General features: G+C 69.9%; 12 protein-coding genes and 1 tRNA gene. 6 read left to right on the top strand and 7 right to left on the bottom strand.

Going from position 1 to position 14905, the window contains the following annotated elements:
- Positions 1-1185: a Holliday junction branch migration DNA helicase RuvB gene (ruvB, locus tag IPJ59_RS11720; RefSeq protein WP_293255979.1), complete on the top strand. Its 1185-nt coding sequence runs from the start codon at positions 1-3 to the stop codon at positions 1183-1185.
- Between the two features lie 96 nt (positions 1186-1281).
- On the opposite strand, the gene IPJ59_RS11715 is transcribed toward ruvB, so the two are convergent.
- Together IPJ59_RS11715 and IPJ59_RS11710 are read right to left on the bottom strand one after the other, a co-directional pair.
- On the bottom strand, positions 1282-2031 hold the full coding sequence (locus IPJ59_RS11715) for a hypothetical protein (RefSeq protein WP_293271575.1): 750 nt from the start codon (positions 2029-2031) through the stop codon (positions 1282-1284).
- Positions 2028-4097 carry a M1 family metallopeptidase gene (locus IPJ59_RS11710; protein ID WP_293271573.1) on the bottom strand — a complete coding sequence of 690 codons (2070 nt, stop codon included), beginning with the start codon at positions 4095-4097 and terminating at the stop codon, positions 2028-2030. Before IPJ59_RS11710 ends, IPJ59_RS11715 begins: the two co-directional genes overlap by 4 nt.
- Before the next feature lie 241 nt (positions 4098-4338).
- Between IPJ59_RS11710 and IPJ59_RS11705 the strand changes: the two genes are divergently transcribed.
- Positions 4339-5079 (top strand): tRNA (adenosine(37)-N6)-threonylcarbamoyltransferase complex ATPase subunit type 1 TsaE, encoded by a 741-nt coding sequence (locus tag IPJ59_RS11705; protein WP_293271571.1) that lies wholly within the window; start codon positions 4339-4341, stop codon positions 5077-5079.
- 336 nt (positions 5080-5415) lie between these two features.
- The gene (locus IPJ59_RS11700; RefSeq protein WP_293255990.1) at positions 5416-5616 is read left to right on the top strand and encodes a hypothetical protein; all 201 of its coding nucleotides are present in this window, start codon (positions 5416-5418) and stop codon (positions 5614-5616) included.
- A gap of 169 nt (positions 5617-5785) precedes the next feature.
- On the opposite strand, the gene IPJ59_RS11695 is transcribed toward IPJ59_RS11700, so the two are convergent.
- Positions 5786-6850: an S-adenosylmethionine:tRNA ribosyltransferase-isomerase gene (locus tag IPJ59_RS11695; RefSeq protein WP_293271570.1), complete on the bottom strand. Its 1065-nt coding sequence runs from the start codon at positions 6848-6850 to the stop codon at positions 5786-5788.
- Positions 6850-7605, bottom strand: coding sequence for an SDR family NAD(P)-dependent oxidoreductase (locus IPJ59_RS11690; RefSeq protein ID WP_293255996.1), 756 nt, complete (start codon positions 7603-7605; stop codon positions 6850-6852). The genes IPJ59_RS11695 and IPJ59_RS11690 overlap by 1 nt, the downstream gene beginning before the upstream one ends.
- A gap of 92 nt (positions 7606-7697) precedes the next feature.
- Between IPJ59_RS11690 and IPJ59_RS11685 the strand changes: the two genes are divergently transcribed.
- From IPJ59_RS11685 to IPJ59_RS11675, 3 genes are all read left to right on the top strand, one after another.
- Positions 7698-8252, top strand: coding sequence for a helix-turn-helix domain-containing protein (locus IPJ59_RS11685; protein ID WP_293271568.1), 555 nt, complete (start codon positions 7698-7700; stop codon positions 8250-8252).
- Positions 8253-8345: 93 nt separating this feature from the next.
- Positions 8346-8418, top strand: a tRNA-Lys gene (locus tag IPJ59_RS11680).
- A gap of 66 nt (positions 8419-8484) precedes the next feature.
- A complete protein-coding gene (locus IPJ59_RS11675) occupies positions 8485-9093 on the top strand; it encodes a hypothetical protein (RefSeq protein ID WP_293256002.1) in 609 nt (202 codons plus the stop codon).
- Positions 9094-9134: 41 nt separating this feature from the next.
- On the opposite strand, the gene IPJ59_RS11670 is transcribed toward IPJ59_RS11675, so the two are convergent.
- From IPJ59_RS11670 to IPJ59_RS11660, 3 genes are all read right to left on the bottom strand, one after another.
- Positions 9135-11030, bottom strand: coding sequence for a hypothetical protein (locus IPJ59_RS11670; RefSeq protein ID WP_293271566.1), 1896 nt, complete (start codon positions 11028-11030; stop codon positions 9135-9137).
- A gap of 161 nt (positions 11031-11191) precedes the next feature.
- A complete protein-coding gene (locus IPJ59_RS11665; protein ID WP_293271564.1) occupies positions 11192-12502 on the bottom strand; it encodes a DUF1501 domain-containing protein in 1311 nt (436 codons plus the stop codon).
- An 11-nt stretch (positions 12503-12513) separates the two neighbouring features.
- A complete protein-coding gene (locus tag IPJ59_RS11660) occupies positions 12514-14814 on the bottom strand; it encodes a hypothetical protein (RefSeq protein WP_293256011.1) in 2301 nt (766 codons plus the stop codon).
- Positions 14815-14905 lie beyond the last annotated feature (91 nt).

Here is a 14905-nt window from a genome sequence, read left to right as displayed (position 1 = left end):
ATGCGAGTGCCGCACGACGACGGGCCGCAGGGACCGAAGAAGCCGCCGAGGGCGCCGAGAGCGGCGAAGGCGGGGGCCGTGATCGCGGAGCCGCATCGACCGGACGCGAAGGCCGCGCGGGCGGTGACCACGGAGCCGCATCGACCTGACCCAAAGGACAGCCCGGAGCGGGCGCTGGTCAGCGGGGCGCGGCAGCAGGGCGAGGCCGAGGTGGCGACGATCCGCCCGCAGCGCTTCGCCGAGTACATCGGTCAGGCGGCGCTCAAGCGCAAGCTCGAGGTGTTCGTGCGCGCGGCTCAGGGCCGCAATGAGCCGCTCGACCACACCCTGCTGCACGGGCCGCCGGGGCTCGGCAAGACGACGATGGCCCACATCCTGGCGCACGAGCTGGGGGTCAAGCTGCACCTGACCTCGGGGCCGGCGATCGAGCACAAGGGGATCCTGGCCGGGCACCTGACGGCGCTGGGGGCCCGCGATGTGCTGTTCATCGACGAGATCCACCGTCTGTCGCCGACGGTCGAGGAGAGCCTGTACTCGGCGATGGAGGACGGACGCATCGATCTGCCGGTCGGCGAGGGGACGCGCGCGCGGACCATCGGCTTCGAGCTGGCGCCGTTCACCTTGGTCGGGGCGACGACGCGGACGGCGCTGCTCAGCGGGCCGCTGCGCGACCGCTTCCAGATCCTCGAGGGCATCGAGTTCTACGGCGACGACGAGCTGGCGGCGATCGTGCTGCGCACGGCGGGGCTGCTGGGCTTTGCGATCAGCAAGGAGGCGGCGCTGGAGATCGGGCAGCGCAGCCGCGGCACGCCGCGGATCGCCAACCGCCTGACCCGCCGCGTGCGAGACTTCGCCCAGGTCGCGGCTGGACCGCGGCGCATCGAGCTGCGCGACACGAAGCAGGCGCTGCACGAGCTCGGCATCGACGAGGCGGGGCTCGACGCGCTCGACCGCCGCATGCTGACGATGATCGTCGAGAATTTTCGCGGCGGGCCGGTCGGGGTCGACGCGCTGGCGGCCAGCCTCGGCGAGCCGCGTGACACGCTCGAGGGGGTGGTCGAACCATTCCTGCTGCAGCGCGGCTTCCTGCTGCGGACCCACCGCGGACGGCTCGCCACGGCGAAGGCGGCGCGGCACCTGAACCTCGAGCTGCCCGCGCCAGGGCAGGGCGAGCTCGAGCTCTGATCAGGCTGCACCGTCGGCTCAACCTCGGGCGGGGCCGTGAGCTCGAGCTCTGAGCGGGCTGCACCGTCGGCGCCCGACGGCGAGGATCGCCTGGGCTCAGCGGCGGGTGTGCTCGACCGCGACGGCGATCCGCCACAGGCCGAAGCCGGTGCCGAGCACGGCGAGGCCGCGGATCAGCCACGGCGCCCACGCGGTGCCCATGCCGTGCACGGCGGCCAGGAGGATGCCGAGGGTGACGCCCCATTGCGCCGCGCTGAGCAGGGTGGAGCGCAGCCACAGGCCGGGGCTGACCTCGGCGACGGCCCGGATGAAGGTGCGAGGGTGAAAGCCGCGGGCGCCGTCCAGGACGACGCGGGCGCGGGCGAGGTCGACGACGAGGGCGCAGAGGCCGAGGCTGGCCGCGATCGCGGCGATCTCGAGTCCGAAGTGCAGGGTGCCGAGCGCGGCGGCGATGAGCGCCAGCAGGCCGCGCAGGATGAGGCCGTAGATCGCGATCACGAGCATCGCGGGGGACTGCACGAGGCTGACGCGGGCCTGCTCGCCGGGGCTGCATGGGCCGGCGAGGCGCGAGACGACGGCGCCGGCGAGCAGCGGGGCGAGCAGGAGGCCGAGCGCGCCGCTCACCGCGAGGCTGGCGAGCAGCGCGGCGCTGACGGCCGGGTTGTGGGCGAGCAGCTCGAACAGGGGGCCGAGCAGCTGGGTCTCGTCGCCGATCGTGAAGGGGCCCATGGCGGCCCGCAGCACGGCGCGCAGCGGCGCGGCGACGCCGGCCGCGAGGGCGAGTTGGAGGCCGGCGAGGGCGAGCCACAGCCAGGGCGCGGCGAGGACGCGACGCAGCGCGCTCACAGGCTGAGGCCTCCGAGCAGGGCGAGGCTGGCGGCCTCGGCGAGGTCGCCGACCGGGCGGCTGAGGCCGTCGCTGCGCGCGGCGTCGGTGGCGGCGCGGTGGTTGTCGAGGCGGCGCGACTCGAGGCTCAGCTTGTGGTCGGGGTCGATGCGAGCGGCGCGGACCCGGCGGCCCGGCCAGGTGTAGATCTTGTAGCGGTCCTGGCCGGCCCAGGTGCTGCGCTCGCGGGTGCCGTCGACGAACTCGACCTCGAGCTCGACCGGCAGGCGAAACTCGCCGCTGCGGTGGATCACGACCACGGCCTCGACCTCGGCGTCGGCGAGCTCGCGGACCGGCAGATCGTTCGACTCGGGGGCGGGCTTCAGGGTGAGGGCGCCGTGCTCATCGCGGTGCCAGCCGGCCGCGCCGACCCGGCGACGGTTCTTCACGACCTCGAGGCTGAAGTCGACCTCGTTGACGGTGTGCAGGGACTGCTCGAGGAAGTCGGCGACGTCGAGGCGGACCCCGTCGTCGCCGCGGTCACCCGCGCCGGCGAGCTGCAGCGTGGGGCCGAGCTCGCGGAGCAGGGTGGCGACGAGGTCGGCGCCGGTCGGGTGACGGAAGCGCCAGGTGAGGGCGTAGGACTTGAAGGCGGCGTCGAAGCGGGCGGGGCCGGCGAGGTTTCGCAGGGTCATGAGAATGGCGCCGGTCTTGCGGTAGACGACGTCGCCGTAGCTGCCGATGACGTCGCGGTAGGTCTCGGCGGGGGCGTCGACGGGGTCAAGGTGGACCTCGCCGTCGACGGTGCCGCGGACGAAGTCGTCGACGGTGATGCGCTGATTGCCGATCTTGGCGAACCATGGCTGCTCGCCGTGCCAGTCGGCGAGGGTGAGCATGTTGCTGGTGGTGTTGAGGCCCTCGTCGAGCCAGGGCTGGGCGGCCTCGTCGGAGGCGAGCATGCCCTGGAAGTACTGGTGGCCGAACTCGTGGACGGTGGTGAACACGCCGCTGAAGCGCTCCTCGAGGCCGAAGAGGGCGACCCAGGCGGGCGGGTGGACGACCTCGGAGGTGGTGAAGAAGGTCGGGTACTCCATGCCCTGGGCGCCCTTGGCCCGCTCGGGCGGGTGGACGACCGTGATCGTCGACCAGGGGTAGGGGCCGAAGCGGGCCTCCATGCTCTCGAGGGTGGCGACCAGGGCCTCGAGGTGGAGCGGGGCGTCGGCGAGGTGCTCTGGCTGGAGGAGCTGACGGATCCGTACGTCCTTCCACGTCGAGGAGGCCTCGACGAAGGCCGGGTCGGCGGCCCACGCGAAGTCGTGGACCATCTCGGCGCGGTAGTGCAGGCGCTTGCGGCCGTCCGCGGGTGGGTCCGCGGCGACGAGGATCCCGGTCGCCCCGACCACCATCGCCTCGGGGACGTCGAGGTGGACCTCGTAGTCGCCGAAGTCGGCGTAGAACTCGGCGTTGAGGGTGAAGACGTGGGTCCGCCAGACGCCGTCCGGCTGCAGCACGCCGAGCTTCGGGAACCATTGGCCGGCGATGTGGAACTGGTCGGCGTAGCCGGTGCGGGCGAACACCTCGGGCAGCTGGGTGAGGAACTCGAGCTCGACGACGACTTGCTCGCCGGGCTGGACCGCGGCGGGCAAGCGGACGCTGCCGACGGAGGGGTCGTCGCCTTCCCGGGCGGTGAGCGGGACGACCGGGCCGCGGCCCGTCTCGAGCTCGCCGAGCTCGGGTCCCGGGCCGCGGCCGAGCAGGCGGGCGGCGGTGACGTCGATGTAGCCCCAGGCGCCGGCCTTGGTCTGCTGCACGCCGCGGTGGCTGCCGCGAGCCTCGCTCATCCACGCGGTGTCCTCGGCGCGAAAGCTGTTCATGTAGAGGTGGAGCGGGAGCTGGTCGACGGCGCGGGTGCTGGTGTTGTGCCAGGTGATCCGCACGGTGCCGGTGATCCGGTGCTGCTCGGCGTCGAGGCGGGCGTCGATCACGTAGTCGACGACGCGGGCCCGGGCAGGTACTTCCCCCCGCAGCGCCTCGGGACGCAGGGCCTGGGCGGGCTCCGGGACCGGGGTGGACGCGGGCCCGGACATGGGGGTGGACGCGGGCCCGCAGGCGGTCCCAAGGAGCCAACATGCGAGCCCTCCTGCGAGCCGACCCGGAAGCCCCCGCGGCAGCACCCGAGGCAGCCCCCGACGCAGCCACGCAAGCCAACGCGGTCTGTTGGCGGGGGCCGCGGTGCGGGTGGCGGTCATGTCGACCATCTCGGACTGCATGCCTACCACCGGTGTTTCGCGGGGCACAAGGCCGCGGCCGCGTGTATAGTGCCGCGCCGTGAGCTCTGCGCTGCTCGACGAGGTCGCGCTGAAGGAGCGCGCGCGCGCGCTCGGGGCGCTGCTCCGAGCCAGCGCTGAGGGCCTCGTCGGGGATGAGTTCGCGGCGGTGCTGCTGCTCGATGGGCCGATGGGAGCGGGCAAGACGACCTTCACGCGGGCGCTGGCCGCGGGCCTCGGGGTGGCCCATGCCGAGCGGGTGTGCAGCCCGACCTTTACCCTGTGCATGGTCCACGCGGGCGCCGGGCCAGGGCCCGTGACCCTGATCCACGTCGACCTGTTTCGCCTGGCCGACGCCGATGACGAGGGGATGGGCGGCGTGGCGGGCTTCGACGCGCTGGACCTCGAGGAGATCGCCGGCGAGGCGATGAGCATCGGCGCGCAGGGGCGTCGCCGCGGCGCCGCGGGTGCTCGTCGTCGAGTGGGCGGCGAAGTGGTCGGCGCCGCCGCCCGACCACCTTGCGATCCGACTGGCGTTCCCCGGGGGCGCGGACGGGTTCGACGATTCGCGGCGAATCGTGGCCGTGGAGGCCCGAGGGGCCCGTTCTGCGGCGATCCTGGCCCGCTGGTCGGACCCGCGAGCGACGACGCCTCTCCTTTAATTAAGGATGCAGGTGCACCGCCTCGCGATCGGCGACGCGGATGGTTGGGCCGCGGATCGTCGACGGTGGCGATCCCCTGCGATGCCGATCGTCGGAGATCGTCGTCGTCGCTGCGAGGCCGCAAAATTCGGGGCGGGTGACCCGGTGGTTGGCGTCGTCGGGTTGGCGTCGGTCTGGCTGTCGTCGGCTCAGATCGGCGAAATTCACACGAATAACGCGGATCTCGGGCTGGCACGGGAGACGCGGAGGGGGCGAAGGGCAGGCAAATGATCGGTCGATGGATCGCCAGTAGAGATGCAGCTACACCGCCGCTGCGACAACTCCCTGAAAAAAAGTGCCGCACAAGCTGCAATTTTGCCTTTGCAAAGCAAATTTTCGGGTTTATGGTCCGTGGCGAGCAACGAGGTCGGTTTCTCCGATCCACTCAGAGCCTCTCCAAACGTCGCACAGCGACCTCACAGCGAAAGAATAGACAAATGGCCACCGCAAAGAACAAGGCACCCAAGGAAATTCTGGTCGTCGGTAGCAAGGTCAAGGACGTGATCCGTGACGCCGGCCTCCGCAGCGATGGCGAGCTCATCCAGGCCGTCTCGGACAAGGTCCACGAGCTGCTCGCCGACGCCATCGAGCGCACCAAGGCCAACAACCGCAGCACCGTCCGCCCGCACGACCTGTGAGCCGGATGCTCCGGGCCTCCTGCCCGGTGTGCCGAGTGAGCCGTCTCCTTCGTGGGGGCGGCTCTTTTTGTTTGGTTTTTGTTTGGTTTTCGTTCGGCTTTCGCGTGGCTTTCATTCGGTCCCGTCAATCTATCGATGTTGGGCTGCGATTCGTGCCCGCGATTTGTGGTCAGGCGGATATCAGCAGGGTCGCGTCGCCGAACTCGTGCTGGCGATAGCCAGACGCGTCGGCGTGGCGCCAGGCAGCGAGGAGCAGCGGCTCGCGGGCGAAGGCGCGGAGCAGGTGGAAGTGGCTCTCGCTGGGGTCGTGCATGCCGGTGAGGAGGCCGTCGACGACGCGCGGGACGAAGCCCGCGTGCAGGCGCAATGCGGTGACTCCGGGGCCCGCGAGCAGGCCGCCGCGCTCGGCGACGCAGCCCTCGAGCGCGCGCACGACGGTGGTGCCGGCCGCGACCACGCGTCCGCCACGGGCGCGAGCGCGGGCGATCGCGGCGATCGTGGCGGCCGGCAGATCGTAGCGCTCGGGCAGCGGCAGGAGGGCGTCGAGGGTCGGGTCGCCGGTCGAGCTCAGGCCCGCCGCATGGGTCAGCGACGCGACCTCGACGCCGCGCTCCCGCAGGGCGAGGAGGGTCGACCACGCGAGCGGGCGGCCGGCGGAGGGCATCTCGGCGGCCCAGGGCCGGCCAGCGAAGGCGGTCTGCACGGCCCACAGCTCGAGCGGGGCGCGCAGGTAGCTGTATTGCACCGGCCGTCCGAGCCGGTAGAGCGCGCTCCACAGCGACGCGCCGGCGCGGTCGAAGCGGATCGTCAGCAGTCGCGGGGTCCGCGGGTCGACGGCCTCGATGGTGACTGTCGTCTGGGACATGTCGTCTGGGACAGGTCCTTCGGGACCTGGCGCGAGGAGCAGCAGGCGATCGCCAGGGACCAGCACCGGCGGCGCGGGGCGGTGCTCGGTGGGGCTCTGCCAATCGCCGGCGCCGAGCAGCGCGGCGGTGGCGAGCTGCTCGTCGATCGGGCCGGTGAGGCGCAGCTCGAGCGACTCGCTGTGGCCCTGTCGGCGGGCACGCAGCGAGCCGGGCAGGGTGGCGGCGTCGTTGACGATCAGGAGATCGCCAGGCCGGAGCTGCTGGGCGAGGTCGGTGATGGCGAGGTCTCGCAGCGCGCCGCTGTCGCGGTCGACGGTGAGCAGGCGGGTGTCGTCGCGGGTGTCGCGGGGGTGGATCGCGGGGTGCATCACGACAGCTCCCAGCTGGTGGCGGTGAGGCGGCTGCCGGTCGGGGCGCGGGCCGGGTCGTCGATCATGGCGACGATCCGCGCCGCGGCGAGGGCGGGGTCGGCGAGGGTGTCCGGGTCGGCCTCCGGGATCGCGGCGGCGTGCATGGCGGTGTTCATCTCGCCGGGGTCGACGGCCAGCACGCGCACGCCGGTGTCCGCGAGCTCGGCGGCGAAGATCCGCGAGAGGTGGTCCTGGCCGGCCTTGGCGACGCTGTAGGCGCCCCAGCGCGGGTAGGCCTCAATCGCGGCGTCGGAGCTGATGTGGACGATGACGCCCTCGCCGCGCAGGGCCATCGCGCCGGCGACGATCTTGCTGAGGCGAAAGGGGCCGACGAGGTTGACCGCGAGGACCTGCTCGAGATCCTCGCACTCGCTGTCGAGGAGGAGGCGTAGCGGGGTCGGGCCGAGAGTGCTGGCGTTGTGGATGAGCAGGTCGATCGGGCCGACGAGGGCGGCGGCCTGACCGGCGAGCGGGTAGATCGCGCGCTTGTCGGCGAGGTCGGCGACGATGCCGTGGGCCTCGCCGCCGCGCGCACGGACCTCGGCGACGACGGCGTCGAGGTCGGCCTGGCCGCGGGCGACGAGCACGAGGCGGACGCCGCGGGCGGCGAGGCTGAGGGCGAGCGCGCGGCCTAGCCCGCGGCTGGCGCCGGTGATGAGGGCCGTGCGGCCAGGGACGATGAAGTGGGCGACGATGAAGTGGTTGGCGGACATGCGCAGCTCCTTGGGATGTCTGGAGCGTGGGGCGGCCCGGTTGATGTGTCGTCCGGGTTGATGATGGATTGGCAAGCGGTCATTGTGGCGACATGGACCCGGTCGCCGACCACCTGTCGAACAACATCCGCCAGCTCCGCGAGACCCGCGGGCTGACCCAGCAGCAGATGGCCAAGATCAGCGGGGTGCCGCGGCCGACCTGGTCGAACCTCGAGTCGGGCGCGGCCAACCCGACGCTGGCGGTGTTGGTCAAGGTGGCGACGGCGCTGCAGGTCTCGCTCGAGGAGCTGATCAGCCCGCCGCGCACGAGCTCGAAGTTCTATCCGGCGGCGAGCCTGCCGGTGCGTCAGCGCGGCAAGGTGACGGTGCGTCGGCTGCTGCCGGAAGCGATCGCCGGCCTCGAGGTCGAGCGGGTGGTGCTGCCGCCGGGCGCCAGCATGACCGGCATCACGCACACGCCGGGGACCCGCGAGTACCTGACCTGCGAGCGCGGCGAGGTCGAGCTCAGCGAGTCGGGGCGGCTGTGGCGGCTGGAGGCGGGCGACGTGGTGGTGTTTCGCGGGGACCAGAGCCACGGCTATCGCAACCCGGGGCGCGAGCAGGCGATCGCGTACAGCGTGATCGCGCTGGCGCCGGTGAGCGGGTGACCCGAATATGTGACCCAAGTCTCGGTTTTGCGGCGCGAAAAAGCGGCTTCACTTCGGCCGGGATTGGTGTACAAGGAGGCCCCTTTCGAGGGCGGGCTCGTAGCTCAATTGGCAGAGCAAGGGACTCTTAATCCCTGGGTTGTAGGTTCGATTCCTACCGGGCTCACGCAAGATATCAAGAGGTCAGGACGGCGACGTTCTGGCCTTTTTGATTTGGGGTAGGCTCGCGGGCATGTTTCGTTTGCTCTGCGCCGCTGTTTTCGCGCTCATGATGGCTGGTTGCGCGATGCAGCCGGTGGACGCCCGGTCGCTGGCGCCGAACGTGCCCCAGCCGCTGGACACCCGGCGCATCGAGATCCCGCTCTACATCGTCCTCGACCCGGTGAAGCTGCCCGACGCGATGACGGCCACCGGACAGGGGGTCAAGCCGATCGAGGTCTCGGGCCTGCATGCGTTCGTCGAGCGCGACCTGCAGCGGGCGTTGTCGCAGGTGTTCTCGAGCGTGACCGTGGCAGCCCCGAGCGCGCCGGCGCCAGCGGGGCTGTTCTTCACCGGCGAGGTGCTGATCGGCAGCCTCTCGACCTACGCCGGGCCGCCAGCGCCGGGTAGCACGGTCGCGGGGGCCTACGCACGGATGCAGTGGAGCCTGCATATCCGGGCCTACGGGGCCCCGGCGGACGCGTTCGTGTATCAGGGGACCGCCCAGGGGAAGGTCCCGATCGGGTCGGTGCGGGACACCTCGCCAGCGTTCCAGAGCTTGCTGGAGGACGCGCTGTCGCGGCTGATGGCGCACCTGGACGCGCAGAAGGTGTACGAGCGGCTGTCGCGGACCGGGCGCTAGCAAGTCGGCGCGGCGCCTCGCGCAGGCCTCGTCGCCACTGGCTACTTCTTGGCGGCCACGCGTACGCCGATCTCCACCGGGTCGCCGCTGTCGGGGACGTTGAAGGCGGCGCGGTAGACCTCGCCGGTGTCGTCCTGCAGGTAGAGGGTGGTCTCGCCGGGGGCGAGCTTGACCTTCTCGTGGGTGGTGTCGCCGGCGTCGCCCAGCTCGAGGGTGGAGACCTTGCAGTCGGCGCTCACGGCGGGGCAGCTGAAGAAGCCGGGGTTCTTGTAGAGGTCGGCGGGGGTGCCGTCGGCGAGGTCCTCGGCGGTGACGAAGAAGAGGTAGGGGACGCCGTCGGCGCCGCGGCGGTAGTAGAAGTCGACGGCGCCGTTGTTCTTCTTGTAGTCGCCGAGCAGCAGCTCGGAGATCTTGCCGGCCTGCTGCTGCAGGAAGGGGCGCACGGCCTCGGCGACCTGCGGACCGGTGATGCCGATCGGGATGTCGAAGAGCGTGAACTCGACGTTGGCCTGGCCCTCGGGGATGTCGCCGCTCGGCGGGGTGTGGAGGGCGACCTGGGCGACCTCGTTGATGAGCTCCCAGACGTACTGGTCCCTGGGCGGGTTGCCGAGGTTGAGGAACACGTCGAACTTGGCCCAGCCCGAGGGCGGTCCGATCGAGACCTCGGCCCCGAGGGCGCAGGTGAAGAGCACCTCGTAGCACTTCTTGAACATGCGGTTCTTGTACTTCTCGCGGCCGCCGGTCACGACGACGGCCTCGAGCAGCCACTTGTCGATCGCCCAGGCGGAGCCGGGCCACATGGCCTTGACCATGGCCTCGTTCTCCGGGAGGTTCTGCTTGCAGGCCTCGTCGCCGGCGCACGAGTTGATGAAGGTCGCGTGCTCGCGCACGGCGAAGCGCATGTCGACGGTGGGGTTGTCGGCGACGCCGGTGATCGAGAACTTGTCGGGGTCCTCGAAGTCGAACTCGAGCGCGTTGTCGAAGTCCGGCCCGGTGAGGTCGACGATCGTCGACATGTAGTCCTTGCCGACCGAGAGGTCGATGCCGTCGAGCAGGCGCAGGTTCGAGTCGGCCTCGGCCATCATGCGAAAGTCGGCGGTGAGGACCTCGCTGTAGGTCTGGAAGCCGGGAGCGAGGATGCCGGGGTGGTTGCCGACGGGGCCGAGCTTGGTGCTGAGGGTGGTGAGGTCCTTGAGCGCGTCCTCGAGGTTGACGGGCAAGGTGCTCCCGTCGCCGCCGACGGCCGGGTGCGTGGCCAGCAGGTTGCGCTGGAGGGCGAGCACCAGCTCGGGGGTGGTGATGAACTCCTCGGTGCGGGCGATGCCCAGCGACTCGGAGAGGATCTGGGCGAAGCCGCCGCCGATGCCGAGCGCGTCGGCGAGGCCCTGCATGCCGGCGATCGAGGTGCCCTTCACCTTCGAGTTGGCCGGGGTCATCGTGAGGATGCGGATCAGCGAATATTCGGGGCTGGACTTCCAGGTGTTGTCGGGGCCCTTGAAGGTCTTGCCGAGCTCGGTCAGGTCGCAGTTGTGTTTGGGATCGGGGTCGTCCGCGGTCCAGGCGGTGCCGCAGGCGTTCTTGATGGTGTCGAGGGTCTGGGTCAGGAGGGTCTTGGACTCGACCTCGATCAGCGCGATGTCCTTCGCGGTGTCGCCGAAGAGCTCGGCCACCTCGGCCTTGTTCATGTTGAGCTGGAGCGGATCGGAGGGCTTGTCGTTGAGGCGCAGGACGAACTCGGACTCGGGGCCGAAGTCGTCCGCGCCGCCACCGGTGGGCGTATCGGTGGTCGCGTCGCCCGTCGTGGGCAGGGTGCCGCCTGTGCCGTCCGTGCCGCTGCCGTCGGCGGAGCCGCGGGGGTCGTCGCCGCCGCAGCTCGCCGTCGGGAGCGCCACACACAGGGCCAGGAGGACGGGGAGGGTGGTGCTGCGAGGTGCCATGGCCGCGATCGTCGACGTTATCACAGGCCCTCGCAGGCGAACACCGCGCGCGGGAGTGGAGAAAAGACAGTGACGCCCGGGGTCCTCGTGGGGACTCCGGGCGTCAGCATTCGTCAGCATTCGCCAGGCTCGTCAGGGGCTCTGGCCCCTGGCTGAGGGTCCTAGAACAGCTTGAGGTCTTCCTCGGCCGGGATCGCCAGCGGATAGAAGTTCATCAGCTCGTCCTTGTCGATGCCGGCCAGGCGGCGCAGGTTCTGGTGGATGTGCTTGGGCTCGAGGCGGATGCCCTTCTCGTCGGGCGTGACCGTCTTGGTGTTGACGGTGAGCACGTTGTGGCGGTCGTCGGTGCCGCCGAGGACGCGGCCGCCCTTGATGCCCTTGCCGAAGGCGATGACGCTGGTGACCGCCCAGTGGTCCTTGCCGTCGGTGTCGTTGTAGCCGGGCGTGCGGCCGAAGTCGGAGCCGACCATGCACACGTAGTTGCCGCTGATCTTCTGGCGCTCGGCCTCCTCGCCGATGAAGTTCAGGCCCTCGAGCACCTGCAGGAGGCGCGGGATGTGGTTGGCGTCGTGGTGGCCGTGGGTGTCGAAGCCGCCGATGTCGAGGTTGACAGCGACGGTGATGCCGGCGCGGTAGGCCGCCATCGCGACCTGGATCTGGCGCAGCAGGCCGTTGCCGGAGTTGTCGAGCATCTCCGGGAGGAACTGCTGCAGCTTCTTGAGCTCGTTGGAGCCGGTGCGCGAGGCGTACATGACGCCGACGGCACGCTGCACGCGCGGGAGCTGCTCCCGGGCGAGCAGGCGGTCCTTGCGGGCGTTCTGCGCGTCGAGGATCGCCTTGGCGGCGTAGGTCGAGTGAAACTGCGACATCTCGTCGTCCGGGTTGGCACGGTCCGGATAGGCGATGCGGGCGAGGGCCTGCGTGTTGCCGCTGCGCGTGCGGGCGACCTGGCCCTGCGTCTCGTCGTAGCCGCCGAAGCTGAGGTAGCTCATCGCCAGGTCGCGGCCGTACACGGCGGCGACCAGGGCGGCGAAGCTCGGGTAGCCCTCGGCGAGGCGGCCCGACCAGGTGTGGCGGTTGCCCGTGTCGTGGCCGTTGGTGGCGACGTCGACGCCGTTCAGGACCAGGAGCTGCTTGTCGTGCTTCTCGAAGAAGTCACGGAAGTAGTTCGGACGGTCCATGTCGCCGAGCGGGGCGTAGCGGATGCCGCTCGGCGTGACGCCGATGTCCTTGGTGAGGTACGAGCGGTTCATCGCGTCGGGGTCGTCCGGGCTGGCCGACCCCTTCGGGTCGCACAGCGAGGTCGGGTCCCACCCGCCGCCGGTGTTGACCATGATGTACAGGGGGCCCTTGTAGGCCTCCGAGATCGGGGTCTTGCCGGCGCCGAGGGTGCCAGGGCGGCCGAAGGCGTCGGTCGATGCGACTGCGAGACCGGCAAGGGATGCAAGGCTGAGAAATTGACGACGGTCCATGGTCACACCTCCTATTCGTGCAAGAACTTGTAGTCCGACAGCATGTAGGTCAGCACGCCCATCCAGGCGCGGACCGTGTAGTCGGGGTCCTGAGTGATGGCGCGTTCCGCCAGGTCCGCGCCGGTCCAGTAGTCGTTGGTGGCGCGGCAGTTGCCGAGGTCCGCCGAGTAGGTGCCGGCGGCGACGTTGTTCTTGCCGTCCTTCCAGATGGTGACGAACAGGTTGTAGACCTCGGTGATCTCGGGATCGGAGAGGTCGTAGCGCTCGCCGAGCACGTGGTCGTAGAGGTGCTGGATGTTGGCGCGGATGGCGTCGTTGACGGCGGGGACCGAGAAGCCGTTGCCGTCCTCGGGGATGAAGCCGGTCTCGACGTACGGGAAGAGCAGGCGGTCGGACGGGTCCTCGGCGAAGTCGTGCGCCGTCGAGAGGCAGGACATCTCGTTCGCCATGCGCAGCGAGATGTTGGCCATGATGCCGTTCGGGTCGGTGATGCGCTGGGTGATCGAGTTGGAGTCGATGCCGCCGTAAAAGATGCGGTACTCGTTCTCGTTGATCAGCAGATCCTGGGCGTCGGGCTGGGGCCGCCACGGGTAGCCGGTGACCGCGGTGATCTTGCGGTTGAGCTGCTCCGGCCCGAGGTACTGGGCGGTGGCCAGGTCGGCGAGCTCGTTCTTGCGGGTCTCGTCGAGCTCACCCTTGAAGTTCTTGGCCCGGAAGTAATCCGTCTTGATGATCTCCTTGAAGACGATCTTGAGGTTGTAGTTGTTGTCGCGCAGCTTGCTGGCGATCGAGGCGATGACGCGGTCCTGGACCTGGAAGGCGTTGAGGGCCTCGACGTAGTCGGGCTGGGCGGCGTCGAAGGGCTCGGACAGGAAGTCCTGGCCGGTGAGGCCCTTCCACACGATGCGCACCGCGGAGCGGGCGAAGCGGTCGTCGGCGATGACCTGCTTGGCAAGCCACTGCTCGGAGGTCGACTCCTGGCCCTCGGGGAGCTGGATGTCGCCGAAGCCGGGCAGGCGCATGTCCGGGAACCAGGTCATCTGGTCGGTGGTCTTGAGCGGGGTGTAGGCGTTGTCGGCCTGGTAGTTCTGGAAGGTGGCCGCGAGCGGGTCGATCAGCTGGTGGCAGACGATGCAGCTCGGGTTGTTCATCGTCGGGTTGACCGTGATGATGGCGCTCGGGTCGAGCGGGCGGTCGCCGATCTTGAGGATGTCGGTGTCGAGGAAGAACTTGAAGACGACGCGGGCGCGGGCGCGGTTGCGGTTGGTCGGCGTGGTCGGGAAGCGGTTGAGGAACATCTGGGTCGTCAGCACGCCGGCGTGCGGGACGCCCGGGATCTTGCCGGGGGCGGCCTCCCACGGGTCATTCTTGTCCTTGAAGTCGACCTTGACGCCGTAGCTCTTCGCCGAGAAGGGCGTGAACATCTGGTAGTCGGCGGTGAGGATCTCGGTGTAGGGCCGGTCGTTGCGGACGACGTAGTTGATGAGGTTCAGGGCCTCGCGGGCGATGCCGACGTTGGTGTAGTAGGCGACCTGGTTGCGCTGGTCGTCGTCCTCGATGGTGTCGAACCAGTACGATGGGAAGCGCTCCGGGTTGAGCAGGCCGACGGCGTCCGTGTTGTTGATGTAGCGGTCGGTCAGGAGGGTGTCGTTGAAGATCTCGGTGAGGCGGTCGTAGAAGGCGTCCTCCTTCATGACCGCGTCGAGCACTGGATCGAGGGAGTCGATGCCGAAGTCGCGGACCTGCTCGACCTCCTCGATGGTCGGCAGGCGGCCGGCGAGCGAGAGGGTGGCCTTGCGCAGGGTCTCGACCTCGTTGAGCTGCTCGATGCCGTCGAAGTAGCTGCCGACGTTGATCTGGTCCTCGCAGTCGACCGGGTTGTCGAAGCGGTCGAGGAGCTCGACCAGCGCGTCGTACTCCGGGGTGCCGGTCTTGAGCTGCTCGCCGCCGCCGTGGGTGACGCCGCCGCCCTGGGTCGGCTTGATCAGCAGCAGCTTCGCGCCGTCGACCTCGTAGCGGGCGAGGTCCTGCATCACCTTGAGGTTGGCGTCGAGATAACCGGAGACCTCTTCGGGCTGGAGGATGAACTTGGTGTGCTTGGCGGCGCCGGCGCTGGTGTGACAGGCGAGGCACTTGGCGGCCAGCGTCGGCTTCCAGACCTCCGCGCGGAAGAACTCGGTGGTCGGGACGCAGGTCCCGTCCTTGTCCTCACCGCATCCCGAGAGCCCGAGTGATGCTCCGGTGCTGAACAGGGTGACGAGCGCGGCGCTCGTGACCAGGCCTCTGGCTCGTGTCGGATGCGAACGTGACATCATTCGGCTCCCATCGAAGAACTGGCGAAGAACTGGGTTAGTGCTGGCCCTACGCCGTTAGCGGGCGTGGAGAGCCACGACGCATCTTACG

The organism is Nannocystis sp. (assembly GCF_016714285.1).
In the GTDB taxonomy this organism is placed as follows: domain Bacteria; phylum Myxococcota_A; class Polyangia; order Nannocystales; family Nannocystaceae; genus Nannocystis.
Note: the sequence above shows the minus strand (reverse complement) of the source record. Positions and strands in the feature narration are given on the sequence as shown.

What these genes read in the sequence shown, in the direction of transcription:
- ruvB (WP_293255979.1), top strand. Translation starts at nt 1, where the DNA reads ATGCGAGTGCCGCACGACGACGGGCCGCAGGGACCGAAGAAGCCGCCG.
- IPJ59_RS11710 (WP_293271573.1), bottom strand. Translation starts at nt 4,097, where the DNA reads ATGTCCGGGCCCGCGTCCACCCCGGTCCCGGAGCCCGCCCAGGCCCTG.
- IPJ59_RS11700 (WP_293255990.1), top strand. Translation starts at nt 5,416, where the DNA reads ATGGCCACCGCAAAGAACAAGGCACCCAAGGAAATTCTGGTCGTCGGT.
- IPJ59_RS11695 (WP_293271570.1), bottom strand. Translation starts at nt 6,850, where the DNA reads ATGCACCCCGCGATCCACCCCCGCGACACCCGCGACGACACCCGCCTG.
- IPJ59_RS11690 (WP_293255996.1), bottom strand. Translation starts at nt 7,605, where the DNA reads ATGTCCGCCAACCACTTCATCGTCGCCCACTTCATCGTCCCTGGCCGC.
- IPJ59_RS11685 (WP_293271568.1), top strand. Translation starts at nt 7,698, where the DNA reads ATGGACCCGGTCGCCGACCACCTGTCGAACAACATCCGCCAGCTCCGC.
- IPJ59_RS11675 (WP_293256002.1), top strand. Translation starts at nt 8,485, where the DNA reads ATGTTTCGTTTGCTCTGCGCCGCTGTTTTCGCGCTCATGATGGCTGGT.
- IPJ59_RS11670 (WP_293271566.1), bottom strand. Translation starts at nt 11,030, where the DNA reads ATGGCACCTCGCAGCACCACCCTCCCCGTCCTCCTGGCCCTGTGTGTG.
- IPJ59_RS11665 (WP_293271564.1), bottom strand. Translation starts at nt 12,502, where the DNA reads ATGGACCGTCGTCAATTTCTCAGCCTTGCATCCCTTGCCGGTCTCGCA.
- IPJ59_RS11660 (WP_293256011.1), bottom strand. Translation starts at nt 14,814, where the DNA reads ATGTCACGTTCGCATCCGACACGAGCCAGAGGCCTGGTCACGAGCGCC.